This window comes from Pseudomonas sp. NFACC25 (genome assembly GCF_900100935.1).
GTDB classification, from domain to species: domain Bacteria; phylum Pseudomonadota; class Gammaproteobacteria; order Pseudomonadales; family Pseudomonadaceae; genus Aquipseudomonas; species Aquipseudomonas marginalis.
Genome location: NZ_FMUC01000007.1, coordinates 261565 through 278562, shown reverse-complemented (window position 1 = coordinate 278562; position 16998 = coordinate 261565). Strand labels below are relative to the sequence as shown.

General features: G+C 58.8%; 12 protein-coding genes. 4 read left to right on the top strand and 8 right to left on the bottom strand.

Going from position 1 to position 16998, the window contains the following annotated elements; genetic code table 11:
- Positions 1-18 precede the first annotated feature (18 nt).
- Positions 19-780: an SDR family oxidoreductase gene (locus tag BLQ09_RS18010; protein WP_065948722.1), complete on the top strand. Its 762-nt coding sequence runs from the start codon at positions 19-21 to the stop codon at positions 778-780.
- Positions 781-798: 18 nt separating this feature from the next.
- Here BLQ09_RS18010 and BLQ09_RS18005 read toward each other — a convergent pair whose 3' ends face one another.
- Positions 799-1767: an AraC family transcriptional regulator gene (locus BLQ09_RS18005; RefSeq protein WP_092358168.1), complete on the bottom strand. Its 969-nt coding sequence runs from the start codon at positions 1765-1767 to the stop codon at positions 799-801.
- A 102-nt stretch (positions 1768-1869) separates the two neighbouring features.
- Between BLQ09_RS18005 and BLQ09_RS18000 the strand changes: the two genes are divergently transcribed.
- Genes BLQ09_RS18000 through BLQ09_RS17990 form a run of 3 tightly spaced genes read left to right on the top strand, consistent with a single transcriptional unit; the run spans position 1870 to position 6168 of the window.
- The gene (locus BLQ09_RS18000) at positions 1870-3120 is read left to right on the top strand and encodes an MFS transporter (protein WP_027605743.1); all 1251 of its coding nucleotides are present in this window, start codon (positions 1870-1872) and stop codon (positions 3118-3120) included.
- A 49-nt stretch (positions 3121-3169) separates the two neighbouring features.
- Positions 3170-4519, top strand: a complete 1350-nt coding sequence (locus BLQ09_RS17995) for an MFS transporter (protein ID WP_043293535.1) — start codon at positions 3170-3172, stop codon at positions 4517-4519.
- Positions 4516-6168 (top strand): N,N-dimethylformamidase beta subunit family domain-containing protein, encoded by a 1653-nt coding sequence (locus tag BLQ09_RS17990; protein WP_051429349.1) that lies wholly within the window; start codon positions 4516-4518, stop codon positions 6166-6168. Before BLQ09_RS17995 ends, BLQ09_RS17990 begins: the two co-directional genes overlap by 4 nt.
- Positions 6169-6267: 99 nt before the next feature.
- Here BLQ09_RS17990 and tcuB read toward each other — a convergent pair whose 3' ends face one another.
- The 7 genes from tcuB to BLQ09_RS17955 all read right to left on the bottom strand — a co-directional run bounded on the left by tcuB (position 6268) and on the right by BLQ09_RS17955 (position 16963).
- Complete coding sequence (gene tcuB, locus BLQ09_RS17985) at positions 6268-7425, bottom strand: tricarballylate utilization 4Fe-4S protein TcuB (RefSeq protein ID WP_027605744.1); 1158 nt, start codon at positions 7423-7425, stop codon at positions 6268-6270.
- Entirely contained in the window at positions 7412-8866 is a 1455-nt protein-coding gene (tcuA, locus tag BLQ09_RS17980) for an FAD-dependent tricarballylate dehydrogenase TcuA (protein ID WP_027605745.1), read from the bottom strand. The genes tcuB and tcuA overlap by 14 nt, the downstream gene beginning before the upstream one ends.
- A 123-nt stretch (positions 8867-8989) precedes the next feature.
- Complete coding sequence (locus tag BLQ09_RS17975; RefSeq protein ID WP_027605746.1) at positions 8990-9940, bottom strand: LysR family transcriptional regulator; 951 nt, start codon at positions 9938-9940, stop codon at positions 8990-8992.
- 593 nt (positions 9941-10533) lie between these two features.
- Positions 10534-12075, bottom strand: a complete 1542-nt coding sequence (locus BLQ09_RS17970) for a hypothetical protein (protein ID WP_027605747.1) — start codon at positions 12073-12075, stop codon at positions 10534-10536.
- Between the two features lie 232 nt (positions 12076-12307).
- On the bottom strand, positions 12308-13798 hold the full coding sequence (locus tag BLQ09_RS17965; RefSeq protein ID WP_027605748.1) for a hypothetical protein: 1491 nt from the start codon (positions 13796-13798) through the stop codon (positions 12308-12310).
- Complete coding sequence (locus BLQ09_RS17960) at positions 13795-15471, bottom strand: hypothetical protein (protein WP_027605749.1); 1677 nt, start codon at positions 15469-15471, stop codon at positions 13795-13797. Before BLQ09_RS17960 ends, BLQ09_RS17965 begins: the two co-directional genes overlap by 4 nt.
- Positions 15472-16090: 619 nt before the next feature.
- Positions 16091-16963: a helix-turn-helix transcriptional regulator gene (locus tag BLQ09_RS17955; RefSeq protein WP_027605750.1), complete on the bottom strand. Its 873-nt coding sequence runs from the start codon at positions 16961-16963 to the stop codon at positions 16091-16093.
- Positions 16964-16998 lie beyond the last annotated feature (35 nt).

Genomic DNA, 16998 nt, shown 5'->3' with positions numbered 1-16998 from the left:
GCTCAGGAGCAATGTCTAATGGTCAACGTCTCGCAGGCACCGCTGATTCTAATCACGGGTGGAAGTCGTGGAGTGGGGGCGGCAACCGCCCGGCTGGCCGCCGAAAGAGGTTATGACGTCGCGATCAGCTACGTTGCCAACCAGTCCGCAGCGCTGGCGGTGGTGGCGGATGTAGAAGCATTGGGGCGCCGGGCGTTGGCGATGCGAGCCGACAGTGCGGACCCGCAACAGGTGGCCGATATGTTCGCGGCCATCGACCGCACCTTCGGTCGTATCGACGTACTGGTCAATAACGCCGGGATGCTCGCACCTCAGTCACGCCTGGAGGCCCTCGGCTTCGAGCGGATGCAGCGCATCTTTGCGGTCAATGCCATCGGGCCAATACTCTGTGCCCAGCAGGCGGTGAAGCGCATGTCTTACCGCTACAACGGCCCGGGCGGGGTGGTGATCAATGTCTCTTCGGCGTCGGCACGCCTTGGCAGCCCCAATGAGTACGTCGACTATGCGGCGTCAAAGGGCGCGCTGGAGACGTTCACCATCGGGTTTGCCAAGGAGGTGGCCCGGGAAGGCATACGCGTTAACTGTATTCGCCCCGGACATATCTATACCGACATGCATGCCAGTGGCGGTGAGCCGGGGCGGGTGGATCGTGTCAAGGATTCGATCCCCATGGGGCGGGGGGGTCAGCCGGAGGAAGTGGCGCGCGCGATTCTATGGCTGGCGAGCGCGGAGGCATCATTCGTTACCGGTACATTCCTCGACGTAACGGGGGGTAAATGAGTCAAAGGCTCATCGGCTTCAAGTAACAGCGTGTGGCCTCACCTTGCGACTCAAACCCGGTGTCTTGCCCGTAATGCGCTTGAATGCGCGGCTGAAAGCGGCCTGGGAGGTATAGCCCAAGCGCTGCGCCACCTCTTCAATCGGCAGCCTCTCCAGCGTCAGCCACTGGCTTGCCAGCCGCATTCGCAGTTCGGTGACGTAGCGCAGCGGGGTCATGCCAATCGTCACCTGAAAGCGGTCCGCGAAGACCGAGCGCGAGGTATTGCAGTGCTCGGCCAGCTGCGCAACGGTCCAGTCGCGGCCCGGTTGTTGATGGAGCGCCAGCAGTGCACCGGCCAAGCGTGGATCGCGCAAGGCGGCGACCAGGCCAGAGGCATTCCCGCAGGCGCACTCCACCCACCCGCGAACGACCATGGCGGCCACCACGTCAGCCAACCGCGCGAGGATACCGGCGAAGCCGATACGCGCGGCGCCGACCTCGCGCTCCATGGTGGTCAGGATCGGCACCAGTCCGGGGTAACGCTGGCCGCCGGCATCAATCAGCATCAGTCCCGGCATCAGCCGGCCAAGGCCATGGATGCTGCCCAGTTCGAACTCCATGCAACCACTGAACAAAATAGTGCTCGGCGTGGGGCTGGCATCGGTTCCGGTATTAACCGCGCTGACGGTGTCACCTAAGGGCGCGCCGTCCAGGCGGTCGATGTCTTGAACAGGCGCGTCCGGATCGGAAAACAGTCGGTGGGCCGCACCGTGGGAAATGAACACGGCGTTGCCGGCAGATAGAGCGTAGGTGCTGCCGTCCTCCATTCGCAGCACTGCGTTGCCGACGGCCATGAAGTGGAACCAGGCGTGCCCAGTTTTTTCCGCGAAGCCCAGACCAAAGGTTGGACCCGCCTGGATACGCCGGTATTCGACGCCACGCAGGCGCATGCCGCGCAACAGCTCGTTGATGAGGTCCGAGGAAAGAGCAAACTGATCTGCTGGCATCATTCAGGTGTTTTAGTCAAAAAGAAGAGATTTTCGATCATAGATCATCCAGCTTCCCGCGCCTAGACTTCGGCTCGCCATGAAGATTGGGAGATCCGTGCAATGACTGACTGTGTATGTAACACCGTATCCGACCGCCATTCCGGCGTCGGTGCGGACGTAGAGCCTGCGACGCCCGCGTGGATGGCCGTCTTCTCGCTGGCAATGGGTGTGTTCGGATTACTGACCGCTGAGTACCTTCCGGCCAGTTTGTTGACGCTGATGGCTAACGATCTGGGGGTGTCCGAAGCGTTGGCTGGCCAGGCGGTGACGGTGACCGCCGTGGTGGCGCTGTTTGCTGGCTTGCTGGTGCCAGGCCTGACCCGCGGCATCGACCGACGTTGGGTGCTGCTGGGTTTTTCCACGTTGATGGTCGCCTCCAATCTGTTGGTCGCCGTTTCCTCCAGCTTCGCGGTGCTGTTAGTGATGCGCATCTTGCTGGGCATTGCCCTTGGCGGTTTTTGGAGCATGGCGGCGGCGGTGGCGATGCGCTTGGTGCCGAGTGCGTTGTTGCCCCGGGCGCTGTCGATCATTTTCAGTGGCATTGCCGTCGGGACGGTCGTTGCAGTACCGCTGGGCAGCTATCTGGGCGGGCTGTACGGCTGGCGCAGCGCGTTTTTTGCCGCAGCGGCCGTAGGCATGGTGACCCTGGCTTTCCAGTCGTTCACGCTGCCGCGCCTGGCGCCGCGCCGGCCGGCACGTCTGCGCACTGTGCTCGAGGTGTTGCAGCGCCCGGGCATCGCCATGGGGATGTTCGGTTGTGTGCTGGTGCACAGCGGCCACTTTGCGATGTTCACTTATGTTCGGCCATTCCTTGAAGGGACGACTGGCATCGGCCCCCAGGGGCTGTCGTTGATGTTGCTGGGTTTTGGCGTGGCGAACTTCGCCGGCACGCTGTTGGCCGGCAGGCTGCTGGAGCGCCACCCACTGGCCACGCTGGTGTTGATGCCCGCGTTGGTCGGCGTTGCAGCCCTGGCGCTGGTGCTGTTGCCGGCCTCGGTGCCGGGGCAGGCGCTACTGCTGGCGGTCTGGGGCTTGGCCTTTGGTGGTGTGCCGGTGGCGTGGTCGAACTGGGTCGCCAGCGCGGTACCTGACCAGGCGGAAAGTGCCGGAGGCATGGTAGTGGCCTCTGTGCAGTCGGCCATCGCCACGGGCGCCGCCGCTGGCGGTGCAGTGTTCAGCTTCGGTGGCAGCGCAGGCGTATTCGTAGCGGCGGCCGTGCTGATGCTGCTGGCGGCGTTGCTGATTGCGCTGCGTGTCCGCGTCCCATCTGCCCAGGGCGTACGCCAGCCCAAGCCCGCGTTGCACCTTTGATCCGGTTTGCCAAACCGCTTCGATCCCGTTCGTCACCAGGAGATACCCCATGAACAATACGACGTCTCACCAAGGACGCCTCAAATCGTTGCGCGCAGCCGGTATCGGCAATGCGCTCGAATGGTTCGACTGGACCCTGTACGCCACCTTTTCGGTGTACCTGGCAAGCAACCTGTTCGACAAGACCGATGCGCGCTCCGCGATGCTCGCGACCCTTGCAGTGTTTGCGGTTGGCTTTGTCGCACGCCCTGTCGGCGGCTGGTTGTTTGGCCGGCTGAGCGACCGACTGGGGCGCCGGACCATCATGGTGCTCACCATGCTGCTGCTTGCGATCAGCAGCCTGGGCATCGCGCTTATCCCTGACTACCAGAGCATTGGCCTGTATGCGTCGGGCGCGCTGCTATTTTTCCGGCTGATGCAGGGGCTCGCCCATGGTGGCGAGACAGGGGTTTCCTACACCTATGTCGCTGAGATCGCCCCAAGCAAGCACCGTGGCTTATGGTCCAGTTCCGTGTATGTGGGGGTGACGCTGGGCGTGATGGCGGCAACGGCCGTGGCGGCGACGCTGACCTGGCTGCTGGGCGCCCAGGCCATGGGTGACTACGGCTGGCGGATCGGCTTCGCCATTGGTGGAGTGCTCGGTATTTACGCGCTGTTTCTGCGCCGCGGTGCGCAGGAATCTCATGTGTTCGTAGAGCAGCAAGGGCAAGCGCGGCCCCCGCGCAAGCTGTCCAGGGGCGAAATGCTACGCGTGGCGCGCAACATCGTCATGCTTGCAGCGGCCGCCAATGTCACTTACTACGCGTGGGTCACGTTCGGTGCTTCGACGGCGATTGCCCAGGGCATGGACGCCACGGGAGCCTATGTGGCCAGCCTTCTCGCGCAGCTCCTCTGTGTGTGCTGGTTGCCGGTCTGCGGGATGGTGTCCGATCGGGTAGGGCGCCGGCCCATGGTTATCGCCTGGGGCCTGGGCGTGATCGTGCTGACCTATCCCCTTTCGATAATGGTGACCACTGAGCCCTGGACGCTGTTTTTGGCCCAGGTGCTGGGGCTGGGCGCCTGGTCGCTGATCGCGGCGATTTTCCCTGCTGTGCTCTCCGAGCAGGTGCCCACCCAGGCACGGGCCCAGGGCGTGGGTTTGGTCTCGTCGGTTTCGGTGGCGATCTTTGGCGGCACCGCCCCTTATCTACACAACTATCTCAGCGGCGCCGACCTTGGCTATCTGTACGTCAGCTATGTGATCGGGTTGGGCGTCGTCACCGTGCTGGCAGGGTTTCTTATCGACGAAACAGCGGGCATCGACCTTGCGCACATCAAGGCGCCTGGCGCTCGAGTCAGCGTAAACACGTTGGCTGGTCGACCCGCAGAATCAGCCGATCAAAGGAGTACGACTCAATGAATTCCACAGACCTCAAAAACACCGCTGCGCGAGGCGAACGCCCGGGCGCCAACGTGATCGTCAGCCAGACTTCGGGCCCACGTCAGGCCGCACGCGAGACCTGGGTCGAAGTTCCTTGCGAGTCGGGCCCGGCGGCCGCCTGGTGCTACTCGGACCGTCGCGCCTATAACCCGGGTGATTCGGTTTGCCTGTATCTGTCGTCGAACCGCCCGCACGTGAGGCTGCGGATCTATCGTGATGGCGCCATCGCCCGCACGCTGCATACCACCGACAGCCTTGACGCTCGATTCCACCCCATACCCGAACGTGCCTATGAGCATGGCTGCCAATGGCCTGTCTTCATGCAATGGTCAATTCCGGCGGATGCCGAGCAGGGTGGCTACATAGTGGAAGTGCGGGACGGCGACGACAGCGTCCTCGGGCATCATCTGTTTATCGTCAAGGCGCTGTGCAAGCGTGCCGATGCCTTGGTGCTCGTCGCGGCCACCTCGACGTGGGCCGCTTATAACGACTGGGGCGGCGCCAATCATTACTTTGGCGTTCATCCCGGCACGCCACGTGGTCGCTCACCGTTGCTGTCGGCACAGCGCCCCTGGGCGCGAGGGCAGGTGTGGCTGCCGGCCGATGCGCCACGTTGCGTCAACGCGACCCGGCCCCGCACGCCAGGGCCGGCGCGCTATGAGTTCATCGAATGGGCCAGCCTAAACGGCTACGCCAAGTACTACGCGCTGGCGGGGTGGGCTTCCTACGAGAGACCTTTTGTGCTCTGGGCCGAGCAGCAAGGTTATACGGTGCATATCCTGACCCAGGACGATTTGCATCACGACCCCCACGCACTCGAGGGCTACGCCTGCGCCGTTTTCATCGGGCACGACGAGTACTGGACGCGGGAAATGCGTGACCATGTCGACGCCTTTGTCGAGGAGGGCGGCAAGGTCGCACGCTTCGCCGGCAATTTCATGTGGCAGATTCGCCTGGAGGATGAAGGCCGGCGGCAGGTGGCCTACAAGTACGACGCCGGTGCGCTCGATCCTGTGGCCGCTACCGAGCCTCATCGGCTAACGGGGGCCTGGGAAGATCCGAGGGTGAATCACCCCGGGGCAACGACGTTCGGGGTGAATGCTCTGCGAGGCATTTACGCCAGCTTTGGAGGCATGGCGCCGCGCAGCCCGCGCGGCTACACAGTCTTCAGGCCCAAGCACTGGGCGTTCATGGGGACGGGCCTCGGCTACGCGGATATGTTCGCGGACGAAGCCAACCTCTTCGGCTATGAGGTGGATGGCCTGGAATACACCTTCGTCGACGGCCTCCCGGAACCGCTCTACACAGACGGGGCGCCCTGCGGATTGCAAATCCTCGCCATGGGCTGGGCGACCAATGCCGAGCATGGCCGGTCCGAGGATGCCTATTCATTCATGCTCGGCGATGGCGATGCGCGGTTTCGTGCTTCCATCCTGGCGCCGGACCTCAGCGACGCCAGCATCGATATGCATAGCCGCGGGGCCGGCATGGTGGTGCACTTCCACAAAGGTCGAGGCGAGGTGTTCACTGCCGCCACGTGCGAATGGGTGCATGGGCTCATGCAGGCAGACATCTACACCGTGATGATCACCAACAATGTGCTCGAGCGTTTCCTCCGCAATACGTAACTATTGAGAGCATGGGTGAGAAACTCGAGAGTTTTCAATTTCGTCTCCTTGCATTAGTTATTTCTGTGAAAAAACGGGTTCTAATCGTGAAGGCCGGATTCAATCGCTCCCGGCGTTGATAGGATTTGGTTGGCGTTTCTCGATTGAGAACTTAAGCAACGCCGCACATCGAAAAATCCCATGGGCGAATTTGCTGTAAGGCATCGTCAGGAAGAAGGCCATAACGAATCCTAAGTGGATCGCCAGCAGCAGCGGCATGGCTGAAAACTCCCGCCAGGCCAGCAAAGCCAGACCGCTAAGGCTGACCAGAAACAGCAGGGCTATGAAACCACGATCCATGGGCCTTTGGTTCGCATCGCCATGTTCGGGATCACGCCGGAAGTTCAACCATAACAAGCCTGCAGGACCCACCAACAACCCAATGCCGCCTAGTACGCCGAGAATCACTGGAAGGCTGAAGAGAGGGTAGGGGGCGGACCAGTTGAGAAAGTAGTGGAAAAGCGTGGCCACACAAGTGGCTGCAAAGCACAACAGGAAGCCATAGAACGTGAAGTGGTGGAAGCGACGTCGCCAGAGCGTGAATTTGTCATCGGCGTTGTTGCACCCCTCACCATGACCGCCGTCCAGGTACTTGAGCTTAGCGACATTGGCTGTTGCCTCGATGGCTGCCGATGCCTTCAGGGAAGTAGGAACTTGGGCGGGTGACACATTTTTCCAGAAACGCCTCACGCCAATCCCTAACGCCAATATGGAGAAACCAAACACGGCGCCAAACATCAATGCAAGGGTGTTATGAGGGAAAATGCCGTAGAAATTACCGCCCGGCATTTCACGGAACAGGTTGCCCATGATGGCCAGCGTCAGACACAAAAACAGCGCCAGGCCAATACCCGAGGCTACAGCGAGGGTCAGCCCATTACGCTGATAAAGCTGGCCAAATGGTCTAGGCCACGCGTATTCCCCATAGGTATCGACCCTCACCTTGGCCATGGCTTTGGGAACATTGACCGCAAACTCGTGCGGGGCTGCGTACTGACAAGAATGCAAGCATGCGCCGCAGTTGTGACACAAGTTGGCCAAGTAATGGATGTCTGCTTGCCCAAACGCCAGGCGGCGCGTCATGGCTGGAAAAACTGCGCAAAACCCTTCGCAATAACGGCACGAGTTGCAAATGGTCATTTGTCGCTGAACTTCAGTCTCATCGACATTTAGAACCGGAATCAACGGGTTGGCAGTTTTGGGATCATAAAGCTGCATATCGAGATCCCCCTGTCTCTGATTTGGAAGCAATGTCTGCGCTGGCTGCGGCTTGGACCCCGGCAACGCGACCGAAAGCAGTGCCGATGGCCATGCCAATCCCGGCTGTGTAACCTTTTCCCAGTACGTTCCCAGCCATCATCTCCCCTGCGACGAACAAGTTGGGGCTAGGCTTGCCGTTGAAATGAACGGCAGAGGTTTCGTCAGTCGCCAGTCCCAAGTATGTGAACGTAACTCCCGGCTTGAGCGGATATGCATAGAAAGGGGGGTTAACTAGAGGGCGCGCCCAGTGGGTCTTCGCAGGGGTTAGGCCCTCAGTGTGGCAGTCATCGAGCGCGGTATGATCGAATGTCCCTGCCTGGCATGCCTGATTGAAATCTTCCACCGTCTTAACGAAGGTCTCGACGGGCAGGTTCAGTTTCCGGGCAAGCTCTGCCAGTGTGTTAGCGGTGGTGCCTGGAAACACAGGTGGCATGAATCTGCCTATAGCTTGCTGGTCGATGATTGAATACGCTTGCTGACCGGGCTGCCCTGCGACCAGTCGACCCCAGATGGCATAACGTTTGGGCCAGAAATCCTCGCCTTCATCGTAGAAGCGCTCACCTTCCCGATTGACTACGACCCCAAGAGACACACAGTCGATACGGGTGCATATCCCTCCATCGTAGAGAGGAGCCCGCGCATCAATCGCAACCATGTGGGCTTGAGTCGGGTCACCGATGACATCCGCGCCCAGCGCTATCATGCGTTTAAGTAGCACTCCGGTATTGAAACGCGTGCCGCGAATCAAAAAGTTATCGGAGGGCCATTCACCCCGTTCGTTCTGGCCCCAGGCTTCTCGCAACCATTCACGGTTGGATTCAAAACCGCCAGCAGCGAGCACACAGGACTTGGCCTCGATCCGTTCAGCCGGCAGATGCTCGTCATCCACCACGCGTTCAGGGAGATGTGCAGCAATGAACTTTCCGTCCTTGAGCTCGATATCGGTGACCTGGGCGTTATAGCGAATCTGAACGCCTATTCGCTCAGCGCTTCGGAAATAAGCATTGACCAAGGCTTTGCCACCGCCCATGAAAAAGGCATTTGTCCTTGCAACATGGAGCGCGCCGGAGAGCGGCGCCTGGAAGTGAACGCCGTGGGAGCGCATCCAGTCTCGGCAGTTGGAAGATGCAAGGATCGTGATTCGGGCAAGTTTTTCATTCGTGATCCCGCCGGTGACCTTCAGCAAATCCTGCCAGTACTCTTCCTCCGGGTAGGCGTCTACTAAAACGTCTTGCGGCGCATCATGCATACACCGAAGGTTACGTGTGTGCTGCGAATTGCCACCCCGCCAAATCTTGGGCGAGCCTTCCAGAAGCATGACGCTCGCACCAGCCTCCCGCGCCATCAGCGCAGCGCATAAGGCGGCATTACCCCCTCCGATGACTAACACATCAATCATTGTTATTTTCCTCGACTCGACTCTACAACCGGCTGGAGCACGGTGCTCCTTGTGAGTGAGCGAAGCTTAATGCGAGGTCTGGGTGGTCGAAAGAACGTGCTAGCGGCAGGGCCTTTACTTTTACTAAAGGCCTACCCGATGGAGAGCCTCTGGCGGTTGAAGGCTTGCCCCCGGCCAAAGGTGCATATTCACTAGCTCACGGCTGACCTCAAGAAGAACGACGCGCGTGGCTAACGCAGCAGGGGACAGCTCGTCGTCCGAAAGGCTGGCTAGGAAGTTGCGGCGCCCCACATGGTCGTCAGAGATTTCGACCATGCGAAGTTCTGCATCCCCTAAGCGAGCGGCGGCGGCACCAGGCTGTATTGTCGCTGCATGTCCAGCTTTGACTGCTTGCATCAGCGTCGCTAGCCCATCGATCTCCATCACGATGTGAGGAACGGTTTCACTGCGCTCAAACGCCATGATTATGCTAGTGCGTAATCCGTGCTGTGCACTCGGCATAACCAACGGTACATGCCCGAGTTGATCAATTTGCACGGTATCGCCTTCAGGGATATCAAGCAGAGTCGGGACTGCTATGACAAACAGCTTTTCGTCGAGCAACGGAGTGACGTGCCATCGCCTTCCGGCATCGGCTTGGAACACAACCGCCAGATCTAACTGCCGAGCGTTAAGCTGGCTCGCGAGATGGCCAGATAACATCTCCACTAAGTGCAGCTGAATGTCAGGGTAGCGGGTGCGCATGCGCTCGATCAGAGGCAACGCCAGAACGCTGGCCGTAGTGGGTGGCAGGCCCACACTGACGTATCCGCTCATGCGACCTCGCTGAGCGGCATCTACCGCATTACCTATCTGCCTTACCGCAAGTTGCGCATGGTGAAGAAACGCCATGCCGGCGCTGGTCGGTGTCACGCCAGTGGTCGTGCGATTGAGTAACCGAGTACTCAGTTCATTTTCCAGCTTACTGACTTGCTGGCTTAAGGCAGAAACCCCCAGGCCAAGCTCAGCAGCAGCCCGGCTCAAGCTTCTGTGTTCGGCAATCTTAAGAAAGTATTGAAGCTGTCTGAGCTCCATCAGGAGAGTTCCTTCGATAGGTCGTTTTGCTGCTCGACCTGGGTTAGGTTGAACGTCCTTTCGCGGGGCTGATGGACGATTGAGGCTTGGTTAGGACAGCGTTTTATTCACGTGTACAGGCTTTGTGAATCGTCGGCGTAACCTGGCGTTAAAGGCTCTCAGGATCGCCAAAAAACATTTTGACTTGGCTCTAGCTCGGTAGTTTCAGTTTAAAAAAATCCTAATATGCCCCCAATTTTGGCCCCACTCAGAAGCCTTACATGAGCGATCACGAATGGCGATTCCTGACGAAATCCAGAATGGCTCTGGATGGCTCTGGATGGCCTTCGGTGTACGTCCAAACTGGGTAGGGTAGGGGACTGGAACACCCAGACGTTCTCCCTCGGTGACCTGGAATCAAAGCAGGTTATGTGCAGCCCAGTTCTTGTCCGGCCCGCCTAACGCAAAGCGGCCGGTGCGATTTTCTACCTGCCTGTGTAGCTTGGCACTGCGATAAACATGGCTCAGTTGGCAGCATCTCTGTATTCGCACCTAGCAGACGGCGGGCTTGACCCCCCCCCCGTCTGCCCGCTTCAACCCTGGAAGACCGCTACTTACAACCCTTCAATAAACATCTCTTGAACTTGATCGGCACATTCAAACGCAGCCTCAATTGCTTTTTGATTCGCCCGCGTAATCTCCCCCAGCACGTCGCGTAGCGCATCCAGGCCGTCATCAAGACTACCTGCCTCCATCACACTTCTAAGCGCTTGCACATAGCACTCTTGCCCAGGATACATATCGATACCGGCCCGCTCGGTCTGCCCGAACACGCGGTAAATCAACCGTCCCTGAATCATCATGTACGCTACTTGTAGTTCCAGGCTGCTCCACAACTCGCCACTGCTTCGGAGCGCGAACACAGTCGCCAGGGTTTGTGCCAGCAGGTATTGCCCCAGCATCTCTGCACGGTCTGAGCTCTGATGCTCTTGTAGGCGAGCGCTCACCAGCAAGAATGTGGCGAAGCAGCAGTCAGTCAGTGCCGTAATGAGCTCTCGACCTTGTGGATTGTCCAGGCGCATACGGCTGACGGCATCGTTGATGACATCGTCGTATATCGCAGACAGAACGTTGTCTAGCAGGTGAGGTAGCTGTGGTTCGCCCCCGCCAACCGAGCGCTGCTGCTGGTTGCCCAACGCCACAACCAGCTCTTTGAGCATGTTGGTCATCACCAGCACTTCGTTCTCTGAAAGCTGATCGAAGTACTGGAAATCGTAGTCGTTGATGTAGAGATTCTTCGCCTCGCAGCGAATGCTGCGAATCTCGCTGATCGGGAATTGCTCGAGTTTGCGAAGTGTCCCCTTGGCCCACACTGCCTGAGCGGTCACCACCAAGAAGTCCTTGGCAGTCTGCAGGAAGGTGTTATCGACGATCATCAGGATGTCGTATGGCTTGATCTGCCCAGCCGATATCTCGATGACCTTCTCGACCTTGTACACCTTGATCGAGGGTGCCACCTGGATCTGGTGGGACAACCTGTGTCGCTTGGCCACTGCATTGAGGATCTGCAGCTGATCTTGCTGATAGCTGCCTTCGAACGCGGGCTTGCGGATAGGCTCAGGCTCAGGTTGCGGTGGCCGAGGAGGAATAACAGCTGCAGGCGGGGCGCTGACAGGCTCTTCGCGTACAACTGGCGCCTGGCCGGTAGCAGGCTGCCCAATGGGCGCCTCGACTGCATGCCCCACCGGCTCGGCAGGTTCCTGCAACTGCTCCGCTAACTTCTCCAGCAGTTGCAGCAGAGCCTCGGGCTTCATGCTCGAACCGGCCATGCCGAACGCGCAGCCATTACCCAAGAACAGTTCAGAGCCTTTTGTGGCCCGACCCTGAGTCGTGGCTTTGAACTCTTCCCACGGCATATGAGTTTTAGCCGAGGTGGTAGTCCAGTCGTTTTTCCAGAACAGGCCATGTGAGGTAAACGCCAGGCCGTTCTTGGCTGAACCGAAAACCGTCGAATCAACGATGGCGAACACTTTCGCGGAAGAGGGCATGCCATACGACGCGGCGGCGTTATCGGCCTTCTTGCGTGGAATGTCTGGGGCAACGTAAAGACCTTCGGAATGGAAATTCTGCAAAACACCAAGTACTTTTTTTTCCATGACTGCTCTCACTGGATCAACTGCGTTCGCATTCGTTGCGCACGGATTTCACTACGCGCCAGAGGGAAGGGCCGCGGGCGTGAATTTGATAACTATCAGAGTTCTGAGTTGTGGCTGTATGGTGCTTCCGTCTGCTTGCGGCGCATTGGGTGGCCTGCGATAAGGCGGCCGTACGGGCGGCAGTCCGGCGGTCTCTCCTTCATATCTGCCAAGCTTTAAATCTTTGAATCTGTCACGCGCTCGCCACTAGCCGCTCGTACTCAGCGTCCAGGTAGGTATCGACGGCCTTGATGTCGAGCCTTCCGTCCTGGTACCAGGAGTTGAGTTCCTTGAGTGCCAGTGTGCCGAAGCGCGCCCAGGCAATGAGGTTTGAGCGCAACATGAACTGGATCATGTCGCCGCCCGAGCGAATCGCCGCATCGGCGCCATCTACCACGCAAAGGGTGCCGTGTGCCATTAGCAGCATCCGCTGAAGTTCGGGATTAGTGGCCGATGGAATGCACTCAGCCCATTCCTTCTCGTGATAGAAGCGCTGCTTCACGACCCACATCACTCGGGTCAACATTTCGCTAAGCATCACCGGAATAGCCATTGCCAGTCCGTGACGCAGGTCGTAGCCCTTTTCGAACACCTGGACGGCGATCGTGGCGAAGGTTTGCCGATGCTGTCCAAACTCGCCGAGGTTGATGAACTGCAGTAGCGAGTAAAAAGGAATCGGAATACCCGACCCTCGCGTTTTTGCGCCAGAGGAGCCGGCCACATCCGAGAACAGGTGCCCCAGCCAATTCATGCAGCCGCAGAACAGCTTAGCCACCAGGTTCGAGCCCTTGAGCTCGAACGTTTCGGTATCGACACTGATGATTCGGCCGCCATCGACGAAATGTGCGCTACTGGTGAACTGATCCAGTATCGAAAAGAACAACCCGACTAGGTCCGGCGAATGCGCCAGGCTCTTGATGTGGTGGTTGCGCGTGCTCATCTTGAATAGGCCGCCGACATCGCCGCCGTGACGATGGTCGTAGTTGACCTTGTACTTCCTTTCCAGGAAACCAATGGCGCTGGTTACCGGGTCACTGCCTTTGTTAGGGCCTTGCCAGCCGTTCCAGGCAGCGAACCTCCGCACCGCGTTATCGGTCATCTCGTCAGTAAAGTGGGTGAGCGCTCCCTGACCTGGGAGGCCGACGAACAGAACGTCCACCAGGCCGCCGATCAGGCCGCAGGTGCCGGCGATCATGTAGTCGTATTTGTCGCACTGGGCGCCCTTGTACGAGAACTCATCGCGGATGCGTCTTTCCAGCGCAATACGTTGGCTTGCGCTCATCAGGTCGCGGAACGGATCGTGGCCAAACTCGATCCGCCATCGCTGGGCATAGGCAGTGACCTGGTCGAGATAGCCATTCCAGTCGCTCTTGCCTTTCATGTCGATGAAGTCGAGGTTTGGCAGCGGCGTGCCGACGCTCACGATGTTTTCTTGTACGGCATAACTACTCTCGACAAGCAGCGCATCGTCGTCATCCACCTCGAAAATCACCTGGTTCCCTTCGAGCAGTGTTTCAGCTTCGAGCATCAACAGTTCGAGATGCTGGCGGCTCTGTGCCTGCGTGACCTGCAGGCTTTGCAGTGCACCATTGACCAGTCCTACGTGGTTTAGCGCGGTGTTCAACTGGTGCTTTTGCACCAGCATCGCCTGGGCCTGTTCAGTCGACGCATTCTTAATGCTCATGAGAACAGACCGAGCAGCTTGCCCTTAGCCTTGTCTGCCATGTCGGCGGCGCCGCCGACAAGTACATCGCTGACGTTGAAATAACCGACCGCTTCAAAGGCTCGGGCAAGGTTCTCCAGCGCCTTCGGCGAAACGCCTGGTTTGATTGCGAGCTTGAGCGTCTCGAACTGCTGGCCGTCCTTCTCCTGGGAGAATGAACGTTCTTCGTAGAACGACCTGATGAAGTCGAACAGCTCTGCCTTAGTAGGCTCCTTGGTGAGCGTCTTGAGCTTGGCGTCGTCGAGGAAACGAGCGCAGCGCAGTTTGGTCGCGCTGCTCTGGGTCGCTTCGCACTTGTTGGTCAGCACGGTACCGGCGCCGGTCATCTGCCCCATCATGGCGGTAAGGCGCTGGATCATCTGGCCTTGCTCGCCATGCTCGGCCAGGGCCTGGCTCAGCCGATCGGTAATGTGGTTGAGGTCCTGCATCAGCAGCGAAATGGTCGCCTGGGTCTGCTTGATGACCTCGACCAGCATCAGCTCGCGTCGCTTCGAGCGCGTGAGCTCGTCCGCGCCCGTCAGTTTGCGCACGCCTGCGTAGGCGCCCACACCGAGCAGCACGGCGACACCGATCCCCGTGGTCATGCCCGACAGGCCGAGTATGCCGCCCATGCCCAGCGTGGCGAGGCCGGACGTCAGCCCGGCCGCAGACATGCCTACCACCGAACCCGAGAGATACACTGCGGCCAGTGGGGTGCCGACAGCCGCGGCCTTCGCCGAAAGCAGCTTCAGCGCGCTGACAATTTGGTCATCGGTGACATCGTCCTTCAGCATGCTGTGGTCGTTACGGATGGCCGCGACGGCGAGGTCGATCTCGTCATCGGTGACCTGCAAGAGCGCACGGTTTCTTTGTAGGAAGCCAAAGGTCTCCAGCGAGCCGCCGCCGGTGGAGAAGTGCAGGTTGATCAAGTCTTTGGTCAGAGAAATGTGCAGCGGCCTAATCTGCCCCCGTGGGCAATGGCTGTCCAGCTCCGCAAGCAGTGCATCGAGCGCTGCCGCCTGGTTGAAACCGGTCATGTAGGCGCGCACAGTGAAGCGCGACTCGGGTTCCAGGTCCAGCCGCGTCATCAACAGCAAGATCTCCGCGAACTCTTTTTCATCGATGACCGAGTCGTTGTCGTAGGCCATGTTCACGATGACTTTGAGGTAAGCCACTTTGACTGCTTCTTCCATCTCCTCGAGAGGGATGAGCTGTTTTTCGTCCTGGAACTCGGTGAAGTTTTCGATAACGCCCTGCAGCACGGATGCGAGTGCTGCGTAGTCGCAATCACTCAGGTCCTTGATGACCAGTTGGCTATTATCCTTACGCTCGAAGATCAGGGTGTGCTCGAGCTTGTCCATGCTTCCGGTGTGCACCTGGGTGTACTTGGCGCTGCGGATATCTTCGTAGGGGAAGTGGATCGGGTCGGCGAATCCGGAGCGGTAGATCACTTGCTCGCCAGTGAACAGCAGACCGTCCTTGCCAGTACCGAACAGGGTGTTGTCGAACAATGCCACGACGTTTCCTGGCAGCCCGTTGTATGCGAAGGCCTTAAGTGCGTTGTTCAGCTTTTTTTCATCGATCCCCGGAGCAACGGAAACATTCTTGGAAGAGATAGAGCGGAGGTTTTCGCGAAGATAGGCGCTAACACTCATGGAAGGTCCTTTTCTAGGTTAAGCGAGTCGCGACATGCTAACTCGGATGGTGGCGCAATGCCATTTTGACTTTAGGCGATAGCGGCTACACACAAGCAGTTCATGACTGAGCCTTTTCGCGTGCCGAAAGGGCGCGTTTTAACTCCGAATATTCGCGGTGCAACTCGTAGCCCTTCTTGATCACCACCACGAGCCCAATGGTTGCCAGGAGATTTTTCATGGTGCGTTCCTTTCGGGTAATTTGACTTTTTGGGTCTGGCGCAGCGACCTGAGTCGATGAGGTCAACCGTGTCAGATAGGGGCAAGATATGTAGGATTTCAGGGCGTATCTAGAGTGTTTACATGCACAGGTAAAAAATCCATGCAGGTTCGGGGGGCGAATTCATGGATGAACACCTGGCATAGTTGGAAAGGGGCTTGCAGTTCGAGAGGAGGACGTTCGAATCCGGGGCTCGGAGGGATGGACGCTTGGCCCCTGGGCCACTGCAAGTGAAGCTTTTGCAAGTGAATCAATGGGCGTTGAAGTGCACGCACATCCCAAGCACCTTGGGTGCGTCGCAAACTTTACATATGTCTGCACACTGGCCACGATTCAACGCCATCTCTCCTGTAACAGGGCTTATACATAGAGCCAAGGGGTCAACGCCTCCAGGTTCTTCACCACGATCTGTTGCGCCGGGGCCTTGGGCTCAAGCTTTTTCGGATCGATCTGGTAGCGCTGCAGTACGTAACCCACGAGCGCACACCGCGTCGGGATGACCAGTTCGCCATCGTCCATACCGAAGTCGACTTCGATGATCGCCTTCTGGTCAGGTTTCAGCCGCGAATCCGGCTCGATTATCACATCGATGAGGGTGTTCCATTCCTCGTCATCGCCGATCAGGTTCTCGCTCGTTCGCTCGAACTCCGGCTCCCCACGGAATCTGCTCAACACGAAATCCCGATACTTGCGGTTCTTCTCGCAGTAGGCCCGTACATGCCAGCGCATGCCTGTGTAGATCAAGGTATGCGGCGAGATCAGTCGCGTCTCCGGAACTGGGTTGGCTAACGACACGTATTCAATGGCAATCACCTCGCCATTGCGGCATGCCTTGAGCAGTGGCCTCAGTACCTCTGGGCGTATTGTGCGGTTCGGCACCTCCAGCACCTTGGTGTGTGCATAGGCGAGTGCCAGCCCCTCCACATGCGGTGCCCGCGAGTGGGTCTGGTTCAACAGTTGCAGATAGGCATTGGCACTGTCGTCGATGAACAGCGGCTTGAAGTGCTTGCTCGGCACATAGCCCTTCAGTTGTTTGTCATATGTAAGATTCTTAGGCGCATGCTCGGTGATGTAGGTGTTGATGTCCTTGGATGCTTGCTGGCGACTGATGCCGAAGCTCTGCATCAGATGGCCCGTGGTCAGGCGGCCCTCCCACCAGGCCACGGTCTCGATCAAGCGATAGCGAAGTGCCAGGTCCCAGCGAACCTGATTGATCTGCTGAGTGCGTTTCATGGGCCGTCCATGTGCGTGATTTGTTTACCTGTACA

Excerpts from the sequence above, each read along its gene's own strand:
- BLQ09_RS17965 (WP_027605748.1), bottom strand. The coding sequence starts at position 13,798 with ATGAGCATTAAGAATGCGTCGACTGAACAGGCCCAGGCGATGCTGGTG.
- BLQ09_RS18000 (WP_027605743.1), top strand. The coding sequence starts at position 1,870 with ATGACTGACTGTGTATGTAACACCGTATCCGACCGCCATTCCGGCGTC.
- tcuA (WP_027605745.1), bottom strand. The coding sequence starts at position 8,866 with ATGATTGATGTGTTAGTCATCGGAGGGGGTAATGCCGCCTTATGCGCT.
- tcuB (WP_027605744.1), bottom strand. The coding sequence starts at position 7,425 with ATGCAGCTTTATGATCCCAAAACTGCCAACCCGTTGATTCCGGTTCTA.
- BLQ09_RS17970 (WP_027605747.1), bottom strand. The coding sequence starts at position 12,075 with ATGGAAAAAAAAGTACTTGGTGTTTTGCAGAATTTCCATTCCGAAGGT.
- BLQ09_RS18010 (WP_065948722.1), top strand. The coding sequence starts at position 19 with ATGGTCAACGTCTCGCAGGCACCGCTGATTCTAATCACGGGTGGAAGT.
- BLQ09_RS17990 (WP_051429349.1), top strand. The coding sequence starts at position 4,516 with ATGAATTCCACAGACCTCAAAAACACCGCTGCGCGAGGCGAACGCCCG.
- BLQ09_RS17960 (WP_027605749.1), bottom strand. The coding sequence starts at position 15,471 with ATGAGTGTTAGCGCCTATCTTCGCGAAAACCTCCGCTCTATCTCTTCC.
- BLQ09_RS17975 (WP_027605746.1), bottom strand. The coding sequence starts at position 9,940 with ATGGAGCTCAGACAGCTTCAATACTTTCTTAAGATTGCCGAACACAGA.
- BLQ09_RS17955 (WP_027605750.1), bottom strand. The coding sequence starts at position 16,963 with ATGAAACGCACTCAGCAGATCAATCAGGTTCGCTGGGACCTGGCACTT.
- BLQ09_RS17995 (WP_043293535.1), top strand. The coding sequence starts at position 3,170 with ATGAACAATACGACGTCTCACCAAGGACGCCTCAAATCGTTGCGCGCA.
- BLQ09_RS18005 (WP_092358168.1), bottom strand. The coding sequence starts at position 1,767 with ATGCCAGCAGATCAGTTTGCTCTTTCCTCGGACCTCATCAACGAGCTG.